This window comes from Janthinobacterium sp. BJB301 (assembly GCF_002735685.1).
Lineage (GTDB): Bacteria > Pseudomonadota > Gammaproteobacteria > Burkholderiales > Burkholderiaceae_D > Janthinobacterium > Janthinobacterium lividum.
The window spans coordinates 537944-553944 of record NZ_PDZJ01000002.1 but is presented as its reverse complement, the minus strand read 5'-3'; the positions used below and the strand labels follow the sequence as shown (position 1 = coordinate 553944).

Below are 16001 nucleotides of genomic sequence, written 5' to 3'. Positions count from 1 at the left end.
CATGAGGTTTTGCAGGGTTTTGTCACGCAGCTGTCACATGCCGTTGCTACGCTGCCAGCCCATGATGAATACGAATCCCTCCCTGCTGCTTGCCGCCGTGGCTGCCTGCCTGCTGGCCGCCTGCCATCCGGCAGCGCAGAAAGAAGCCGCAACCAAGCCCGCCTATCTGTCGGGCGCATACGCCCCCACCCTGCAACGCCAGCCTTCCGTGGCCCAGATGACGGCCATGGGCCGCGCCATGTTTTTCGCGCCCAGCCTGTCCGTGTCGGGGAAGATGGCGTGCGCCAGCTGCCACAGTCCGGATCACGCGTATGGCCCGCCAAATGCCCTGGCGGTGCAGCTGGGCGGCCCCGAACTGAAGGATGCGGGCACGCGGGCCGCACCGTCGCTGCGCTACCTGCAGACGGCGCCCGCCTTTACCGAGCATTTCCATGACGACGATGGCGACGACAGCGTCGACGCGGGCCCCACGGGCGGGCGCAACTGGGATGGCCGTGCCCAGTCCGGCCACGAACAGGCGCTGGCGCCGTTGCTGTCGCCGCGCGAGATGGGCAACCGCGATGCGGCCGCCGTCGTCGCCAAGTTGCGGGCCGGCCCTCTGGCGGCGCAGTTCCGCCAGACGTATGGCGCGGATATCTTCGAACAGCCGGGCCAGGCGCTGCGCTGGGCGCTGATGTCGCTGGAAGTGTTCCAGGAAAGCCCGTTGGATTTCTATCCATACACGAGCAAGTACGACGCCGTGCTGCGCAAGCAAGCCAGCTTGAGCCCGCAGGAAGCGCGCGGCCTGGCCCTGTTCAATGATGAGCGCAAGGGCAATTGCGCGTCCTGCCATATCAGCCAGGTGAGTGCCGGCGGCGCCTTTCCCCAATTTACGGATTACGGCTTGATCAATATCGGCGTGCCGCGCAATGGCAAGCTGCCCGTCAATGCGGACCCGGCGTTTTTCGACATGGGCTTGTGCGGCCCGGATCGCACCGACTTGATGGAGCACAAGGAATACTGCGGCAGCTTCAAGACGCCATCCTTGCGCAACGTCGCCCTGCGCAAGGTGTTTTTCCACAATGGCAGCTTTGACAGCCTGGAGCAGGTGCTGCGTTTTTACGTGCAGCGCGATACGGCGCCGCAAAAATGGTATCCGGCAGATAAGCACGGCAAGGTGCGCAAATACGACGACTTGCCGCCCGGCCTGGTGGCGAACGTGAACGTGGAAGCGCCATTCGACCGCCAGCCGGGCCAGGCGCCCGCCCTGAACGAAACGGAGATCGCCGACGTGATCGCCTTCCTGCATACCCTGACGGATGGCTATCAGGCACCCCGCCCGGCACAGGGAAAAAATGGCTGAAAAGATATCAAGATACCATTGCTTACAACTACGCCACAAAAGCCTGTTTTTATGTGCGTTAGCGCACGCTAGAAAATTTTAGGCAGGTGTATATTGCGAACTGATCTGTGTCTTTTGATAACAATGAAAGGGAATATCATGAAAGTAAGCAAAAATTGGATGACCGTGTGCGCCGCCGGGATGATGGTTGTGGCACTGGCTGCCTGCCAGAAGAAGGACGATGTCGCTGCAGGCCCTGCTGAACAGGCTGGCCAGAAGATCGATGCGGCCGCTGCCAAGGCTGAAGCCGACATCAAGGCCGCCGCGACCAAAGCTGACGCTGCCGTGAGCCAGGCCGCTGCCGATACGGGCGCCAAGATGGACCAGGTCGCCGCTGACGCCGACAAGAAAATGAGCGAAGCGGCCGATGCCGTCGGCAAGAAAGTGGAAAAAGCCGGCGAAAAGATGCAGGAATCCGCGCACAAGTAATCATCGTAGCAAGCGCGCCAGGGCCGGCCACTTCCGGCCCGGCCCGGCCCCCGCAGCTGTCGTCAGGTGATGGCGGCTGCGGCGACGCCATCGCTGGCCTGGCCGCCTGGCCTCTTCTTCCCCGCCGTCTCCGTTTTATCCACTCCGTCCGCGCCCCCCAGTACCACGCTCAAATCGACAAAGCCGTCGCGCCACGCGCGTTCCAGGTCTTGCTCCACCGCTTCCAGGGTCGTTCTTTCCACCTGCTGAAAACCGCGCAAGCCATACGCCCGGTTGCGCCCGTGCGCCTTGGCCAGGTACAGCGCCATGTCGATCAGGTTGACGCTGCGCTCCCACGTGAGCGGCCGTCCCAGCGGCGCCAGCGGATAGGGCGCAAAGCCCACGGACACGTGTACCTTGATGGCTTGCCCCTGGTAGTGGATGCTTTGCGCCGCCATGCCGTTGAGGATGCGCCGCGCGATATCGTCGAGTCCGTCGCGCGCGACGGCTGGCAGGAAGGCGAGGAATTCTTCGCCACCCCAGCGCACGATCATGTCCGTTTCGCGCAGCACTTCGTGCAGGGTTTCGGCGATCGTCGTCAGCACCAGGTCGCCTGCCGCATGGCCGTAAGCGTCGTTGATGTGCTTGAAATGGTCGACGTCGAGCAGGAACAGCGCACCCACGACATCGGCGCCGCCATACGACGGCTGCGGCTTGCCCGCATGGCTGCGCATGAATTCCTGGAAATGGCGGCGGTTGTACAGGGCCGTCAGCGGGTCGCGCGAGCTCTGGCGCTTGAGTTCCTGATTTTTCACCTTCAGCTGCACGTTCGCGTGGCGCACCTTGCGGTACAGCAAACCGACGATGACGGAGGCCATGGCCAGTACCAGCGCCAGCAGCCACCATACGCGCTGCTGCAGGCGGCGGTTGTCGATTTCCGTGCTCTTGATCTGATTCTCGCGGCTCAGCAGCTCGATCTGGCGCTGTTTCTTTTCCGCCTCATACTTTTCCTGCAGCTCATATACGGCCTTTTGCCGCTGCTTCTCGAACAGCTGGTTCGAGATCCCCCGTTCGCGGTGATACGCCGTGACGGCGCCGCGCAGGTCGCCTGCCTTTTCCAGCGCCATGCCGTATTCCAGCATCACGGCCTGCATTTCCGGCTGGTTGGCCGTGCGTTCGTAGTAGGCCAGGCCCGTGGCCACGCTTTGCTTGCCTTCTTGTAAACGTCCCTGGCCGATCAGCGCCTGGCCGATGTTCAGGCGCGCCGTCGCCTCCACCTGTTCATTGTTGACCAGGCGCGCCGCCGTGATGGCTTCATTCGCAAAGCGCAGGGCGCGCGCGTAGTCGCCTTCCTTCAGATAGCTGTCCGACAGATTGACGAGGGTGACGGCGACCATGCCGCGCGCGCCCAGCTGGCGTTCCAGCGCCAGGGCCGCCAGCAGGGCGCGCTGGCCCCGCTGCGGCTGCTGCGCGTCGAGCGCCAGCCCGTATTCCGTATTCTTGGCCTGCGCCATGCGGCCCGGCGATGCCAGGGTGCCGGATACGGCCAGCAATTCGTCGAGCACCTCGAAGCCCTTGTCGTATTCGCGCATCTGCGTGTACAGCAGGGTGAGGGCATTCAGCGCGGCGGCCAGGCTGGAGGGGGAGTTGCTCTGGCGCGCCAGGTCGACGGCCGCCTGCAGCTTGGCCAGCGCAAACGGGAAATTGCCTTCCTCGGCCCAGGACTGGCCCGCGCTGATGGTGGCCTGCACGCGCACGGGCAGGTCGTCCGTGCGGTTGGCGATGCGTTCCGCCTCAAAGGCCAGCAGGTGCGAGGCGCGGCGCTCGTTCATGGCGAACGTGACATAGGCCTTGCAGAGAATGCCTTTCGCTAGCGCCACGTCGCTCTTGTTCTGGCGGGCGTAGGCGATCAGTTCCTCGGCCAGCCGCATGGCGATATCGTTCTGTCCCAGGCGCATGCGCACGGTACTCAGCTGTGTCAGGAATTCCGCGCGCACCAGCAGGGGAGCGTTGCGCGCCTGCGTTTCCACCTCCTCCAGGCGCTGCAGGGCGCGCGCGGGGACGAAGCGGCCATCCTCGCGCACGGCGGCAATATGCTGCTCCAGCTTGTTGACCTGGGCATGGCTGGCGGGCGGCAGCAAGCAGGCCAGTACCAGCAGCCAATGCGCCTTTCGCCATGATGCCCGATTCTGTCTGCCTGCCAACGTCCCGCTCCCGCAATGACACCTGTCTGTAACAGATTATATTCTGTTGCAATCAAGAAATATCATGCGGGGTACAGAAATTTGCGAAAGTGCACACTGCCGGCATTGACAAGGCCCCCTTACTGCGCCAGCTGCTGCAGCAGGTACAGGCGCTGGTACAGGCCGCCTTCGATCTGCATCAGGGCATCGTGCGGTCCCGCTTCCGTGATGCGGCCGTGGTTCAGCACGATGATGCGGTCGGCCTCGCGGATGGTCGACAGGCGGTGGGCGATGGCGATGATGGTGACCTTGCCGCGCAACTCGTTGAGGGCCTGCTGCACGATCTGCTCCGTCTGGCTATCGATGCGCGACGTCGCTTCGTCGAGTAGCAGGATGCGCGGCTGGCCGGCCAGTGCGCGGGCAATCGCGATCAGCTGCTTCTGCCCCGACGACAGGCGCGAGCCGCTTTCGCCCAGCGGCGTGTCGTAGCCGTGTTCCAGCGCGGCGATGAAATCGTGCGCATGCGCGGCGCGGGCGGCCGTCTCGATCTGCGCCTGCGTGTAGCCGCGGCCCATGTCGATGTTTTCGCGCGCCGAGGCCGCCAGCAGGAAGGGGTCTTGCGGCACCAGGCCCACGTCGGCGCGGAAGTGCTCGTTGTCGATGCTGTCAAGGGCCACGCCATTGATGGCGATGCTGCCCCGCGTGACGGGGTAAAAGCGCAGCAGCAAGGAGAGCAGGGTCGACTTGCCGCTGCCCGTATGGCCGACGATGCCGAAGAAGGCGCCTTGCGGAATCGTCAGCGACAGGTCGTGCAGCACGGGCTGGTTTTCCACGTAGGCGAACGTCAGGTTCTGGATGTCCACGGCGGGCAGGTCGCTGCCCTCTTTCGTCTGCCGCAGGGCCGGTGTTTCCCTTCCCTGTGCATGCTCGAGCGCCTGCGCTTCGTCCAGCAGGGCCGAGACGCGGGCCGTGGCCACCACCGACTGTTGCAACTGGCTGAACTGCATGGTGATCTGGATCAAGGGTTCGATCACGCGCGCGATGTAGCTGATGAACGCGTACAGCACGCCCACTTCGACGGCGCCCATCTCGCGCCGGCCGAAGCTGAAGATGACGACGGCCAGCAGCACGATGTTGAGCATGTCGAGCGCGGGGCGCAGCAGCCAGGCGTTGGCGCGCAATTCCTGCATGCGCGCCGTGTAGTGGTCCTGGTTGATGCCCGTGAAGCGCGCGCCGAAGCGCTTTTCCGCGTTATTCGCCTGCAGCACGCTCATGCCGCCGATCGATTCGGCGATCTGGCCGTTGATCTCGCTGCGCAGGGCGCGCGCGCGCGTGACGGCCGGCGCGCTCCAGCGCTGGTACAGGAAGACGATGACCAGCACGGCCGGCAGCAGGGCCAGCACGATCAGCATCAAACGCCAGTCGAGGAAGGCCATGGCGGCCATGGTGCCGACCAGGACGATGGAGCTGTCGAGGATGACGAACAGCACTTGCACGTACAGCGATTTCACCGCTTCCGTGTCGTTGGTGACCCGGCTGACCAGTTGCCCCGTGATGGCGCGGTCAAAGAAGGCCATGGGCAGGCGCAGCACGTGCTGGTAGACGGTTTCGCGCAGGCGCTGCACCGAGCGCATGGCCAGGCCGGACAGGCGCACCAGCTGCAGGTAGCGCAGCCCGGAAGCGACCCAGCCCGTCAGCAGGCAGCCGCCCAGCAGCAATGCCATGCGCGTCCAGTCCAGGTTGCGCGGCAGCAGATGCTGGTCGATCAGGGCCTTGCCCAGAATGGGGCCCGTCACTTCCAGGGCGGCGGCGAGGATCAGCCAGAACGTGGCCCAGTATAAATGGCGCAGGTCGGGCGCGGCGGCGCGGCGCAGCAGGCCGATGGCTTGCGCGGCCTGGCGGCGCACGGATTGCGTGGCGGTGGTGGCTTGTTCGGTCTTAGATGGCATCGAGGCTGGCCTCCAGTTGTTGATAGCGCCACTGGCTGGCATACCAGCCGTCGCGCTGCATCAGCGCGTCGTGGTTGCCCGTTTCCGTGACGTGGCCGTCGCGCAGCACCAGGATCAGGTCCGCGTTGACGACGGCGCTCAGGCGGTGGCTGGCGATGATGGCGCTGCGCTCGGGGCGCTTGCGGCGCAGTTCTTCCAGGTGCTGCAGGATGCGCGTTTCCGTACCAGTGTCGACGGCGGACAGCGCGTCATCGAGCAGCAGCAAACCGTTGTCGGCCAGCAGAGCCCGGGCAATCGCCACGCGCTGGCGCTGGCCGCCGGACAGGGTGATGCCTTTCTCGCCCACGTGGGTGGCATAGCCGTCGGGGAATTGCAGGATATCGGCATGGATGTCGGCCAGCTGCGCCGCCCGCTCCACTTCTTCGCGCGTGGCGCCGGGACGGGCCAGGGCGATATTGTCGGCGATGGTGGCGGAAAACAGGAACGATTCCTGCGGCACCCAGCTGATGGCAGCGCGCAGCGCGTGTAAGGTATACGCGTCCAGCGGCTGGCCGCTCCACGTCGCCGTGCCCGATTGCGGCGTGACCTGGCGCAGCAGCACCCGCAGCAGGGTCGACTTGCCGCTGCCCGTCGGGCCCACCAGGCCCAGGGTCTGGCCCGGCTCCAGGCGCAGCGAGATGCCAGACAGCGCGGGCGCCGTCTGGCCCGCGTAGGCAAAGCCGACGTCCTGCAATTGCAGGGGCCCGGGCGTGAGGGTGGCGATGGTGCCATGGTCGTCGATGGCCAGCGGCGCATCGAGCATCGGCTGCAAGCGCTGCCAGGCGGCACGGCCCCGTTCGATCAGGGAGAGCACCCAGCCGGCGGCGAACATGGGCCAGATCAGCTGGCCCAGGTACATGGAAAAGCTCGTCAGCGCGCCGATGGTCAGCTGGTCTTGCCATACGAGGTAGCCGCCCAGGCCCAGGGTCAGCGCCGTGGCGGCCGTCAGCGTCAGGCCGACGGCCGGTTCGTATGCCGCTTCCCAGCGCTGCGCCGTCAGGCTGGCGTTCGCCGCGTGGCCGGCCAGGGTGGAGAATTGCTGGCTGCTGCGTTCTTCCAGGCCCAGCGCACGCAGGGTGCGCACGCCCGACAGCGATTCCTGCACATGGTCGTTCAGCGCGGAAAAGCGCTTCAATGAATCCGTCGACGCCGTGTGGATATGGCTGGAAATGCGCCAGAAGGCCAGTCCCATCAGCGGGAAGGGCAAGAGGGCGATGCAGGCCAGGCGCCAGTCCACGCCCAGCAGCATGATGCCCAGCACCATCAGCAAGGTCAATGTGCCGTCGAAGCCGGCCAGCATGGCTTCGCCGGCGGCCATTTCGATGGCGTCGATGTCGTTCGTCGCCAGCGCCATCAGGTCGCCCGTGCGCTGGTTCTGGTAGAACGACGCGCCCTGCTGCGACATGCGCGTGTAGAAACGCGTGCGCAGCATCACGCCCAGCTGGTAGGCGGCCTTGAACAGGGTGATGCGCCAGCCCACGCGCAGGAAATAGATGACGACGCCGACGGCGAGCAGGGTCAGCAGCTCAAGCCACAGTTCGGCAGCCGTCATGCGGTGCGCGGCCAATGCGTCGATGATGGCGCCCACGCGGCGCGGGATCCAGACGGTCAGTGTTGCCACGCCTGTCAGCATGACGGCAGCGGCGGCATACGCCGGCCAATGCTGACGCACGAAGCCGGCGATGAGCCTCGATAAACTCATGGTTACCTTTTGTTTTTAGTAATGGGGTGTCGCGGGGCGGAAGGACGGGCACGCGGACGGAAAGTACGCGTAGGATACAACAAGGTAGAAAAGCGCGCTGTGGACGGGCACGCAAAAAACGGGCCGTAGCCCGTTGTTTTGCTGCGTCAGTGGCGTGCGCGACGCTTACTTGCGGCCGCTGCCTTTGCCGCCCAGCATGTCGAGCTGTTTCGATGGCGTGCCCTTGGGCGCAGCCTTGGCTGCCGGCTTGGCGGCTGGCGCTGGCACGTGCTTCACGGCGGCCTTGGCCACGCTCTTGCCGGCGGCGCTGGCCGGCTTGGTGGCTGGTGTGGCCGGTGCTGGCGCGGCGGCTTTCGCTGGCGCGGCGGCGGGTGCCGGTGCGGGCTTGGCCGCTTCAGGCTTGGCAACCGGTTTGGCTTCGACCGCTTTCACGGCGGGCTTGTCGGCGGCCTTCTCTGCCACCTTGGCAGGCGCTGCCGCTGGCTTGGCTGCCGGTGCGGCGACAGGCGCGGGCGCTGGCTTGGCGACAGGCTTGGCCACTTCGGCAGGCTTGGCGGCAACGGGCGCTGGGGCCGCTGCTGGCGCAGGTGCAGCGACAGGGGCAGCGGCAGGTGCCGGTACGGCGGCCGGCGCCGGCTTGGCGGCGACAGGGGCGGATGCGGCGGCAGGGGCGGCAGCATCGAGGCGGGCCTTGGCCGAGGCCAGCAATTCCGCCTGGGTGCTCGAGGCGATGCCGAACAGCTGGCGGCTGTAGGCCAGCACGCTCTCGATGTTAGGCTGCGCCTGGTTGCTGCTGTAGCTGAAGAAGTCGCGCGGGTCCTGCGTTTCCAGCAGGTGCTGCGCCGTTTCCGCTGTCTGCGACAGGGCGGCCTTGCTTGCGTTCAAGTTCAGGGCGATGATTTTCTCGGCGCTTTCAAAGACTTTGCTGGTCAGCGTGCTGAAGATCTGCAGCTGGTTTTCCAGTTGCGACTTGGCGGCGCTGGAAATTTGTTCAGGAAGCGGAAACATATTTACTCCTTTGTACGGATTAAAATGCTGGCAAAACGCTCTGCAAAATTCCGAAAACCAGAGTTGGCCGCGTTTTGTAAAGTGGGTAGCGCGCTGAATAGCTGATCATAGACTGTTTATGATGCAACGCAATATGAATATTCTAGCGGTGATTCGAGTTGGTTGAAAGTTATTTTTATCGCGCCGCCCTATCATGGCGGCATAGTATTCATCAGCTTGTTGCTGTCTGACGAATGTTTGCGCCCGCGCAAGGTGCGCATCGTGATTCTATGGCTATGTTTTTGCCAGTCGCTATATTTTTGCACTGCAGCATTCGCGCGGAAGTAGATGTAATGGCAATAATGTCATTACCCCCAAGTAGCCAACAGAAGGAGTGTCCGCATGGACCTAGTCATCCGCAATGCCAGCCTGCCCGACGGGCGCCGCGCCATCGATATCGCCATCGAGGGCGGCCGCATCGCCGCCGTCGGCCCCGCCTTGCCCGTGGCGGGCGCGCAAGAGATCGACGCCGCCGGCGACCTCGTCACGCCGCCGTTCGTCGACGCCCACTTCCACATGGACGCCACGCTCAGCTACGGCTTGCCGCGCGTGAACGCCTCCGGCACCCTGCTCGAAGGCATTGCCCTGTGGGGCGAACTGAAGCCGCAATTGACGCAAGACGCCCTGGTGGATCGCGCCTTGCAGTATTGCGACTGGGCCGTGGCGCGCGGCTTGCTGGCCATCCGCTCGCACGTGGATATCTGCGACCCGCGCCTGCTGGCCGTTGAAGCGCTGCTCGACGTCAAGCGGCAAGTGGCGCCGTATCTCGATTTGCAGCTGGTGGCCTTCCCGCAGGATGGCATCCTGCGCAGTCCCGGCGCCTTCGACAATCTGAAGCGCGCGATTGCCATGGGCGTCGATGTGGTGGGCGGCATCCCGCATTTCGAGCGCACCATGGCCGACGGCGCGGAATCCGTGCGCCTGCTGTGCGAATTTGCCTGTGAACGTGGCTTGATGGTCGACATGCACTGCGACGAGTCGGACGACCCGCTGTCGCGCCACATCGAAACCCTGGCCTTCCACAGCCAGCGCCTTGGCATGCAGGGCAGGGTGACGGGGTCGCACCTGACGTCCATGCATTCGATGGACAATTATTATGTCAGCAAACTGCTGTCCCTGATCCGCGAGGCGGGCGTGGCGGCCATCGCCAACCCCCTCATCAACATTACTTTGCAGGCGCGCCACGACACGTATCCGAAGCGGCGCGGCATGACGCGCGTGCCCGAGATGCTGGCCGCCGGCATTCCCGTCGCCTTCGGCCACGACTGCGTGATGGACCCGTGGTACAGCCTCGGGTCGGGCGACATGCTGGAAGTGGCGCACATGGGTTTGCACGTGGCGCAGATGACGGGCCAGCAAGCCATGCACGACTGCTTCCTGGCCGTGACGGAGACGCCGGCGCGCATCCTGGGCCTCGATGGCTACGGCATCGCGCCCGGCTGCCATGCGGACTTGCTGATCCTCGATTGCAGCTCCACGGTGGAAGCGCTGCGCCTGCGCGCGGCGCGGCGCCTGGTGCTGCGGCGGGGGAAAGTCGTCAGCGAGGCGCCCCGCGCGCAATCGCGCCTGCACCTGCCGGGACGGCCCGAAACGGTCAATTTTCGCCTGGGGCGCTGATACAATCATCCATCACTTGTTATCGGGAGTACCGCTTTGAAAGAAATTGATATCCGCCCGGCCAACGAAGCCGACTTCGACGCCATGTGGCCGATCTTCCAGACACTGGTTGCCGGCGGCGACACCTATACCTTCCCCGCCGATACCACGCGCGAAGAGTGCCATGCCTACTGGTTCGGCCCCGGCGTGCAAAGCTTTGTCGCCGTGATGGGCAGCGAGCGCCTGCTGGGCATGTACAAGCTGGTGGCGAACCAGCCGGGCCATGGATCGCACGTGGCCAATGCCTCGTTCATGGTCGATCCCGCTGCGCAGGGCGTGGGCGTGGGCCGCCTGCTGGGCGTGCACTGCATGGAAGAAGCACGCCGCGCGGGCTATCTGGCGATGCAGTTCAACTTCGTCGTCAGCACCAACCTGGCCGCCGTCACCCTGTGGAAAAAACTGGGCTTCACGGTCGTTGCCACCCTGCCGCTGGCCTACCACCATGCGCAGCTGGGCTATGTCGATGCCTACGTGATGTACCAGCTGCTGACCGATCCGATGCAGTGGCCGGCATGAGGGGCGCCATGACAGAGCCGATCACCGTCATCGAGACGCCCCGCTTGCGCCTGCGCACCGCTACCCTGGACGATGCGGCCTTCTACATGGAGCTGGTCAACGACCCGTCGTGGATCGCCAACATCGGGCAGCGCAACATCCACACCCTGGAAGCGGCCCGCGCCGCGCTGGAAACGGGACCCATGGCGCAGTTCCGCGAGCATGGCTATTCGCTGTACATCGTCGAGCGCCGCAGCGACGGCGCGCCTGTCGGCATGGCCGGCCTGGTGCGCCGCGACAGCCTGCCCGGCCCCGATATCGGCTATGCCGTGCGCCCTGCCTACTGGGGCCAGGGCTATGCCTGGGAAGCGGCGGCCGCCATCGTGCAGCATGCGCAGCACGTGCTGCGCCTGCGCACCCTGTACGGCATCACTTCGCAGCAGAACCAGGCGTCGATCAACCTGCTCAACAAGCTGGGCCTGCGCTTCGAGCGTTTCTCGCGCCTGCCGCCGGATGGCAGGGAGACGAATGTCTACCGCAAGGATTTTCGCCAGTTTTCGTAGTGCGAACGTAAATATTGAATAGGGTAAGGAAATAGATGGCCACAAGTAAAAAAGTCGTTCCACCTCTCGAAACTATGCTTATTGAATTGCACGATCTAGCCAGTCGAATAGCCAATGTTGACGCAGGTACTGATGCCCGTAGTGTCAAGAAAATCCGTTTGGAACTAGAGCGGGCGGTGTCTGAGATCAAGGCGACCACGGAAAGGTTGGACCCCGTTTGGCGTCCGGAATCGATTTTCGATCCATCCGATCCTAACACTGCGGGCAGGGTAGTAGCCTTGACCATGGTTGCGCAGGAAAGGCATTCGTTGGCGGCTATCCCTGAATTTTATGGTGCCGGGGTGTATGCGATCTATTATCGAGGCGATTTTTCACCTTACTTACCATTGAAAGATACTGATCATCCTATCTACGTGGGAAAAGCTGACCCTGATCGACAAGGCGCCAAGGATGCTGTAACTCAAGGAACAAAGCTATCGGCACGACTCAATGAACATGCCCGCAGTATTCGAAAAGCAACTACTACACTGAAAATTGAAGATTTTGAATGTCGTTTTTTGATTGTGCAAAGCGGGTATCAAAAGTCGGCCGAAGATTATTTGATCAACTTTTTCAAGCCGATCTGGAACTCGGAGACGAAGATCTGCTTTGGTCTTGGGAAGCATGGAGACAGTTCCGATACGCGTGTCAATAAACGCTCACCCTGGGATACCATGCATCCAGGACGAGAATGGGCGGATAGAACTTTTGAGAACCAGAAATCGATCGAGGTGATCAATGACCAAATTGCTGGTCACTTGTCAGTACATACGCCTTACACAGATGTCCATCAAATTTTTGAGCGGATCATGGCCGATATGCGTCAGATTAACCGGGAGCGTTTCTTTACTCCTGCAAAAGGTGGTGCTTTGTTCGATCAGGTAGCCGCCGAGGTCATGCCCCCTTCAGAGTAGTGGCGCGATTTTTTGACTCGGATTTATTCTTTAAAATATGGCGGAAGGGCAGGGGCTTTTGGTGAACCTCTTGCATTCTTCCTGCCATGCTGGGATCCACTTTTATTCTCGCAGAAGTGCGCATACACCGCGTGCCATTACTGCCGCTAACTTTACAGGAACCGCGTTGCCTAGCTGGCGCATGGTCTCAGACCATGTACCTTCAAATATGAAATTGTCAGGGAAGGTCTGAATACGTGCTGATTCCCTGACAGTAAAGTACCTAACTGAGCCGTCAGTGCGGCGTAGCATATTTTCACCTCCAGGAACCCCATGGTCACCTGCTTTGAGTGCCTTTGCTGGTTCATCAATCGGGCTCCCTGTATGCCCGGCGTAAGCTCTTGCGCCTGGCTGAAAGCGATGTGCTTGCGCCAACTCCAATTCCTTTGTGGAGGATCTCTCAGGGTCGGGGAGATCTGAGATAGCGTCTCTGACGGTTTGCCAGGCAAGCATGTTTGCGCCGTCATCAGCATCTAGAATTTTTTGGATCTTTTTATCTATGCCTTCGGGCCGCGGCGGACGCTTCTTGGATGCGACGCGGTGACGTTCCCAGTAGCTCCCGTTTGCCCATTTTGTCAGCACTAGCGCATCACTACTATGTGTTTCAGCTGGAAAGTCCCAAGGCTTGTGAACATCAGCCCTGAAACCAACGAAAAAGATACGCATACGCTTTTGCGGAACACCATAATTGGCGGCATTGACCAGACGGTGATAGACATGATATTCGCTCGGCGCCCCCTTGGCCTTGTATGTTTGCAGCCTTGCCAAGTGTTCTGTCCACAGCTCTTTCGTTTTGGAAATTTGTGATGGAAATTCAAGTTGCAGAAGGATGTAGTTGAAGTAGTCGGCGAATGCCGCACGTTTTAGACCTTGTACATTTTCAAAGGTAAACGCGCGCGGCCGGGCCTCTCGGACAGCACGTATCGCTTGCGGGAACATATCTCTCTCGTCGAGAAATCCGCCGTGCTTCCCACCCATGGAAAAAGGTTGGCATGGTGGGCCTCCGGTGATTAGATCGATATTGATATGACTTGTATAGTTAAAATCACGTACGTCGCCTTCTATGACATCAGGCCAATGACTTATCGGTTCCACCTGCTGAAGTTTGTTATTGCGCAAGGTATTGCACGCATGGCTGTTCCATTCGACAACTGCGCGATGCTGAACATCATTGCTGGAAAAACCAAGCGCCAGTCCTCCCGCCCCTGCGAATAGTTCAATTGACTCAATGGTACGAGCATTTGTCACTAGTGTGTCTGAAGGGACTAAGAGGGCGGGCGTGTTATACATGGTCATTTGGGGCGGCTGAAACGCTGCTGCTTTTTCGGTACATTATTGAATCGATGTGGTTGATCGTAACCTGACATTGCAGGGTGGCAACTGCCACTCTCGTCTGCATGCGATGGTGTGTATAGCAACTTCTGTGTGGATACATGTGGATACATTTAAGTAGTGCAGCAGTATAAAGCAATGAACACAAGAGGAACAAACTGAAGGAGGTAGCTGCACGCCATATGCTTCAATGTCCATCTCTCTGTAGACCTCATTTTACTGTGTTTTTGTACAGTACTCAATGGGCTGATTTGTTGTGACTCAAACTACCCGTTGAAAATGCCAGGAACGGCACTATTTTTGCACGGTTTCATGAGGTGCATTATGGTTGACACTATAGATCAGCCATCGCGTAGCAGAGTGATGGCACGGGTTAAAGGCAAAAACACTGGGCCAGAGCTGTTGGTTCGAAAGCTGGTGTTCGCAGCTGGATATCGCTATCGAATTCATGTCAAGAATCTGCCGGGATCTCCCGATTTGACATTTCCTCGCAGGAAAAAAGTCATCTTCGTACATGGATGTTTTTGGCACCGGCATGAGGGTTGTGATTTGGCTCGCATGCCTAAGTCACGAATCGATTTTTGGGACTCAAAATTGAGCGGCAATAAGTTACGCGATGCACGAGCAGTCGATGCCTTGCGTCAATGTGGATGGGATGTCATGGTCGTGTGGGAGTGCGAGCTTCGTGATCCCCAGAACGTAGCGAAAGCGATACAAGAATTTCTCGGCGCACCTTGTCGGCGTGTCTTGCCTGAGGTGTGAGTCCTCGAGCAAATGAGGATATCTTGGCTCTTGACGATCCGCCAGCAGGTGAGGGATGGCTGAAAAAAAGTATTTAGAAACCGGCGCCTTTTGTAGTGGTGGCGCGCGGTCTTTGTTTTTATAGTTGGCATACCGGTGGAAAACCGCCGGACTATAAAAATGGAGACGTGTTATGAAAATCATGACTGCTGTTGCATGGGGCGCCCTCATGTCCGCCGGGTTCGCAGACGCTTCGGCGCAAAGCTGCTCGGTGCCTGTGCTCAAGGTGCTGGCGCAAAAAAGCCTGGGCCTGACCGTGATGGAAAAGACCCTCGCCGAGTATGAAAAGAAAAGCGGCACCAAGGTACAAATCAGCTATTTCGGCGAAAACGACCGCCGCTCCAAGGCCAGGCTCGATGCTTCCACCAAGGCCGGTTCCTACCAGATCTATTACATCGATGAAGCCAACGTGGCCGAATTTGCCACTGCCGGCTGGGTCGTCCCCCTGCTCAAATACCTGCCGAAGGAAGCCGACTACGACGACTTCCTGCCGGGCCGCCGCGCCGTCGCCTCGTACAAGGGCGTGGCGTATTTCGCGCCCCTGATCGGCGGCAGCGACTTCCTGTTCTACCGCCGCGACCTGCTGGAAAAGGCCGGCATCGCCGTGCCGAAGACGCTCGACGAACTGGTCGCCGCCGTGAAAAAACTCAACAGCCCGCCCAACGTGTATGGCTGGGCGGCGCGGGGCCAGCGCGGCTCGGGCATGAATGTGTGGCGCTGGTCGCCGTTCATGCTGGCCGCCGGCGGCAAGTGGGAAAAGGATGGCGTGCCGACCTTCAATTCGCCGCAGGCCGTGAAGGCCACCACCTTGTACCGCGACCTGTTCAAGTATTCGCCGCCGGGCGGCGCCACCTACGACTGGAGCAATGCACTCGAAGCGTTCAGGTCGGGCAAGGTGGCCTTCATGATCGAGTCGACGCCGTTTGCCGACTGGATGGAAGACCCGAAAAAATCCTCGGTGGTCGACAAGGTCGGCTATGTGCGCCCGCCTGCGCCGCTGGCATCGGCCGCCTATGGCCACGGCCTGGCCATCTCCGCCACGGGCGCGAAGGATGAATGCACGCGCCAGGCGGCCGGCAAGTTTATCGCTTTCGCCACGGGCAAGGAACAGGAGCAGGCGCGCCTGAAGGACAATGTCTTCAGCGACTACAACCGCAGCAGCACCATCGCCAGCGACTACTTCCGCAAGCACGTCAAGCCGCAGATCCAGGCGGGCCTGACGGACACCACGCCCGTCTCGCGCGTCACCATCTGGCCTAGCCCCGAGTGGCCGGACATCGGCGACAACCTGGGCGTGGTGCTGGAAGAGGTATTTACGGGCACGCGCGGCGACGTGCAAAGCGCGCTCGATGAAGCCAATGAGTACGCGACGGAAGTGATGCAACGGGCTAGCAAAAGAAAGTAAGCCGCATGCCGTTCCGCCGCCGCCCGCGAAGGCGGCGGCCAGCTTCCC

Annotated in this window: 13 protein-coding genes; 8 read left to right on the top strand and 5 right to left on the bottom strand. The window is 61.6% G+C overall.

Annotated features, from left to right (window positions below; all coding sequences use genetic code 11):
• Positions 1–37 precede the first annotated feature (37 nt).
• On the top strand, positions 38–1342 hold the full coding sequence (locus tag CSQ91_RS15790) for a cytochrome-c peroxidase (RefSeq protein ID WP_257217368.1): 1305 nt from the start codon (positions 38–40) through the stop codon (positions 1340–1342).
• Positions 1343–1480: 138 nt separating this feature from the next.
• Entirely contained in the window at positions 1481–1810 is a 330-nt protein-coding gene (locus CSQ91_RS15785) for a hypothetical protein (protein ID WP_034786523.1), read from the top strand.
• Between the two features lie 62 nt (positions 1811–1872).
• On the opposite strand, the gene CSQ91_RS15780 is transcribed toward CSQ91_RS15785, so the two are convergent.
• The 4 genes from CSQ91_RS15780 to CSQ91_RS15765 form a co-directional block, all read right to left on the bottom strand.
• Complete coding sequence (locus CSQ91_RS15780; protein WP_306508760.1) at positions 1873–3930, bottom strand: tetratricopeptide repeat-containing diguanylate cyclase; 2058 nt, start codon at positions 3928–3930, stop codon at positions 1873–1875.
• Between the two features lie 182 nt (positions 3931–4112).
• Positions 4113–5921: an ABC transporter ATP-binding protein gene (locus CSQ91_RS15775; RefSeq protein ID WP_099388901.1), complete on the bottom strand. Its 1809-nt coding sequence runs from the start codon at positions 5919–5921 to the stop codon at positions 4113–4115.
• Entirely contained in the window at positions 5911–7662 is a 1752-nt protein-coding gene (locus CSQ91_RS15770; RefSeq protein WP_099388900.1) for an ABC transporter ATP-binding protein, read from the bottom strand. Before CSQ91_RS15770 ends, CSQ91_RS15775 begins: the two co-directional genes overlap by 11 nt.
• 165 nt (positions 7663–7827) lie before the next feature.
• Positions 7828–8670 (bottom strand): phasin family protein, encoded by an 843-nt coding sequence (locus tag CSQ91_RS15765; protein WP_099388899.1) that lies wholly within the window; start codon positions 8668–8670, stop codon positions 7828–7830.
• A gap of 381 nt (positions 8671–9051) precedes the next feature.
• Here CSQ91_RS15765 and CSQ91_RS15760 point away from each other — a divergent pair, with 381 nt between their 5' ends.
• Genes CSQ91_RS15760 through CSQ91_RS15745 form a run of 4 tightly spaced genes read left to right on the top strand, consistent with a single transcriptional unit; the run spans position 9052 to position 12376 of the window.
• A complete protein-coding gene (locus CSQ91_RS15760; protein ID WP_099388898.1) occupies positions 9052–10326 on the top strand; it encodes an amidohydrolase family protein in 1275 nt (424 codons plus the stop codon).
• A gap of 36 nt (positions 10327–10362) precedes the next feature.
• Positions 10363–10881 carry a GNAT family N-acetyltransferase gene (locus CSQ91_RS15755; RefSeq protein ID WP_034786527.1) on the top strand — a complete coding sequence of 173 codons (519 nt, stop codon included), beginning with the start codon at positions 10363–10365 and terminating at the stop codon, positions 10879–10881.
• Positions 10882–10889: 8 nt separating this feature from the next.
• On the top strand, positions 10890–11423 hold the full coding sequence (locus CSQ91_RS15750; protein WP_218963752.1) for a GNAT family N-acetyltransferase: 534 nt from the start codon (positions 10890–10892) through the stop codon (positions 11421–11423).
• Positions 11424–11458: 35 nt separating this feature from the next.
• Positions 11459–12376, top strand: coding sequence for an Eco29kI family restriction endonuclease (locus CSQ91_RS15745; RefSeq protein WP_099388897.1), 918 nt, complete (start codon positions 11459–11461; stop codon positions 12374–12376).
• Positions 12377–12478: 102 nt separating this feature from the next.
• Here the strand turns inward: CSQ91_RS15745 and CSQ91_RS15740 are convergent, their stop codons facing one another.
• A complete protein-coding gene (locus tag CSQ91_RS15740) occupies positions 12479–13711 on the bottom strand; it encodes a DNA cytosine methyltransferase (protein WP_257217367.1) in 1233 nt (410 codons plus the stop codon).
• A 315-nt stretch (positions 13712–14026) separates the two neighbouring features.
• Between CSQ91_RS15740 and CSQ91_RS15735 the strand changes: the two genes are divergently transcribed.
• Together CSQ91_RS15735 and CSQ91_RS15730 are read left to right on the top strand one after the other, a co-directional pair.
• The gene (locus CSQ91_RS15735) at positions 14027–14509 is read left to right on the top strand and encodes a very short patch repair endonuclease (RefSeq protein ID WP_306508838.1); all 483 of its coding nucleotides are present in this window, start codon (positions 14027–14029) and stop codon (positions 14507–14509) included.
• A gap of 172 nt (positions 14510–14681) precedes the next feature.
• Entirely contained in the window at positions 14682–15953 is a 1272-nt protein-coding gene (locus CSQ91_RS15730) for an ABC transporter substrate-binding protein (protein WP_034786528.1), read from the top strand.
• Positions 15954–16001 lie beyond the last annotated feature (48 nt).

Excerpts from the sequence above, each read along its gene's own strand:
- CSQ91_RS15775 (WP_099388901.1), bottom strand. The coding sequence starts at position 5,921 with ATGCCATCTAAGACCGAACAAGCCACCACCGCCACGCAATCCGTGCGC.
- CSQ91_RS15750 (WP_218963752.1), top strand. The coding sequence starts at position 10,890 with ATGACAGAGCCGATCACCGTCATCGAGACGCCCCGCTTGCGCCTGCGC.
- CSQ91_RS15785 (WP_034786523.1), top strand. The coding sequence starts at position 1,481 with ATGAAAGTAAGCAAAAATTGGATGACCGTGTGCGCCGCCGGGATGATG.
- CSQ91_RS15745 (WP_099388897.1), top strand. The coding sequence starts at position 11,459 with ATGGCCACAAGTAAAAAAGTCGTTCCACCTCTCGAAACTATGCTTATT.
- CSQ91_RS15740 (WP_257217367.1), bottom strand. The coding sequence starts at position 13,711 with ATGACCATGTATAACACGCCCGCCCTCTTAGTCCCTTCAGACACACTA.
- CSQ91_RS15735 (WP_306508838.1), top strand. The coding sequence starts at position 14,027 with ATGCCAGGAACGGCACTATTTTTGCACGGTTTCATGAGGTGCATTATG.
- CSQ91_RS15790 (WP_257217368.1), top strand. The coding sequence starts at position 38 with ATGCCGTTGCTACGCTGCCAGCCCATGATGAATACGAATCCCTCCCTG.
- CSQ91_RS15770 (WP_099388900.1), bottom strand. The coding sequence starts at position 7,662 with ATGAGTTTATCGAGGCTCATCGCCGGCTTCGTGCGTCAGCATTGGCCG.
- CSQ91_RS15765 (WP_099388899.1), bottom strand. The coding sequence starts at position 8,670 with ATGTTTCCGCTTCCTGAACAAATTTCCAGCGCCGCCAAGTCGCAACTG.
- CSQ91_RS15760 (WP_099388898.1), top strand. The coding sequence starts at position 9,052 with ATGGACCTAGTCATCCGCAATGCCAGCCTGCCCGACGGGCGCCGCGCC.
- CSQ91_RS15730 (WP_034786528.1), top strand. The coding sequence starts at position 14,682 with ATGAAAATCATGACTGCTGTTGCATGGGGCGCCCTCATGTCCGCCGGG.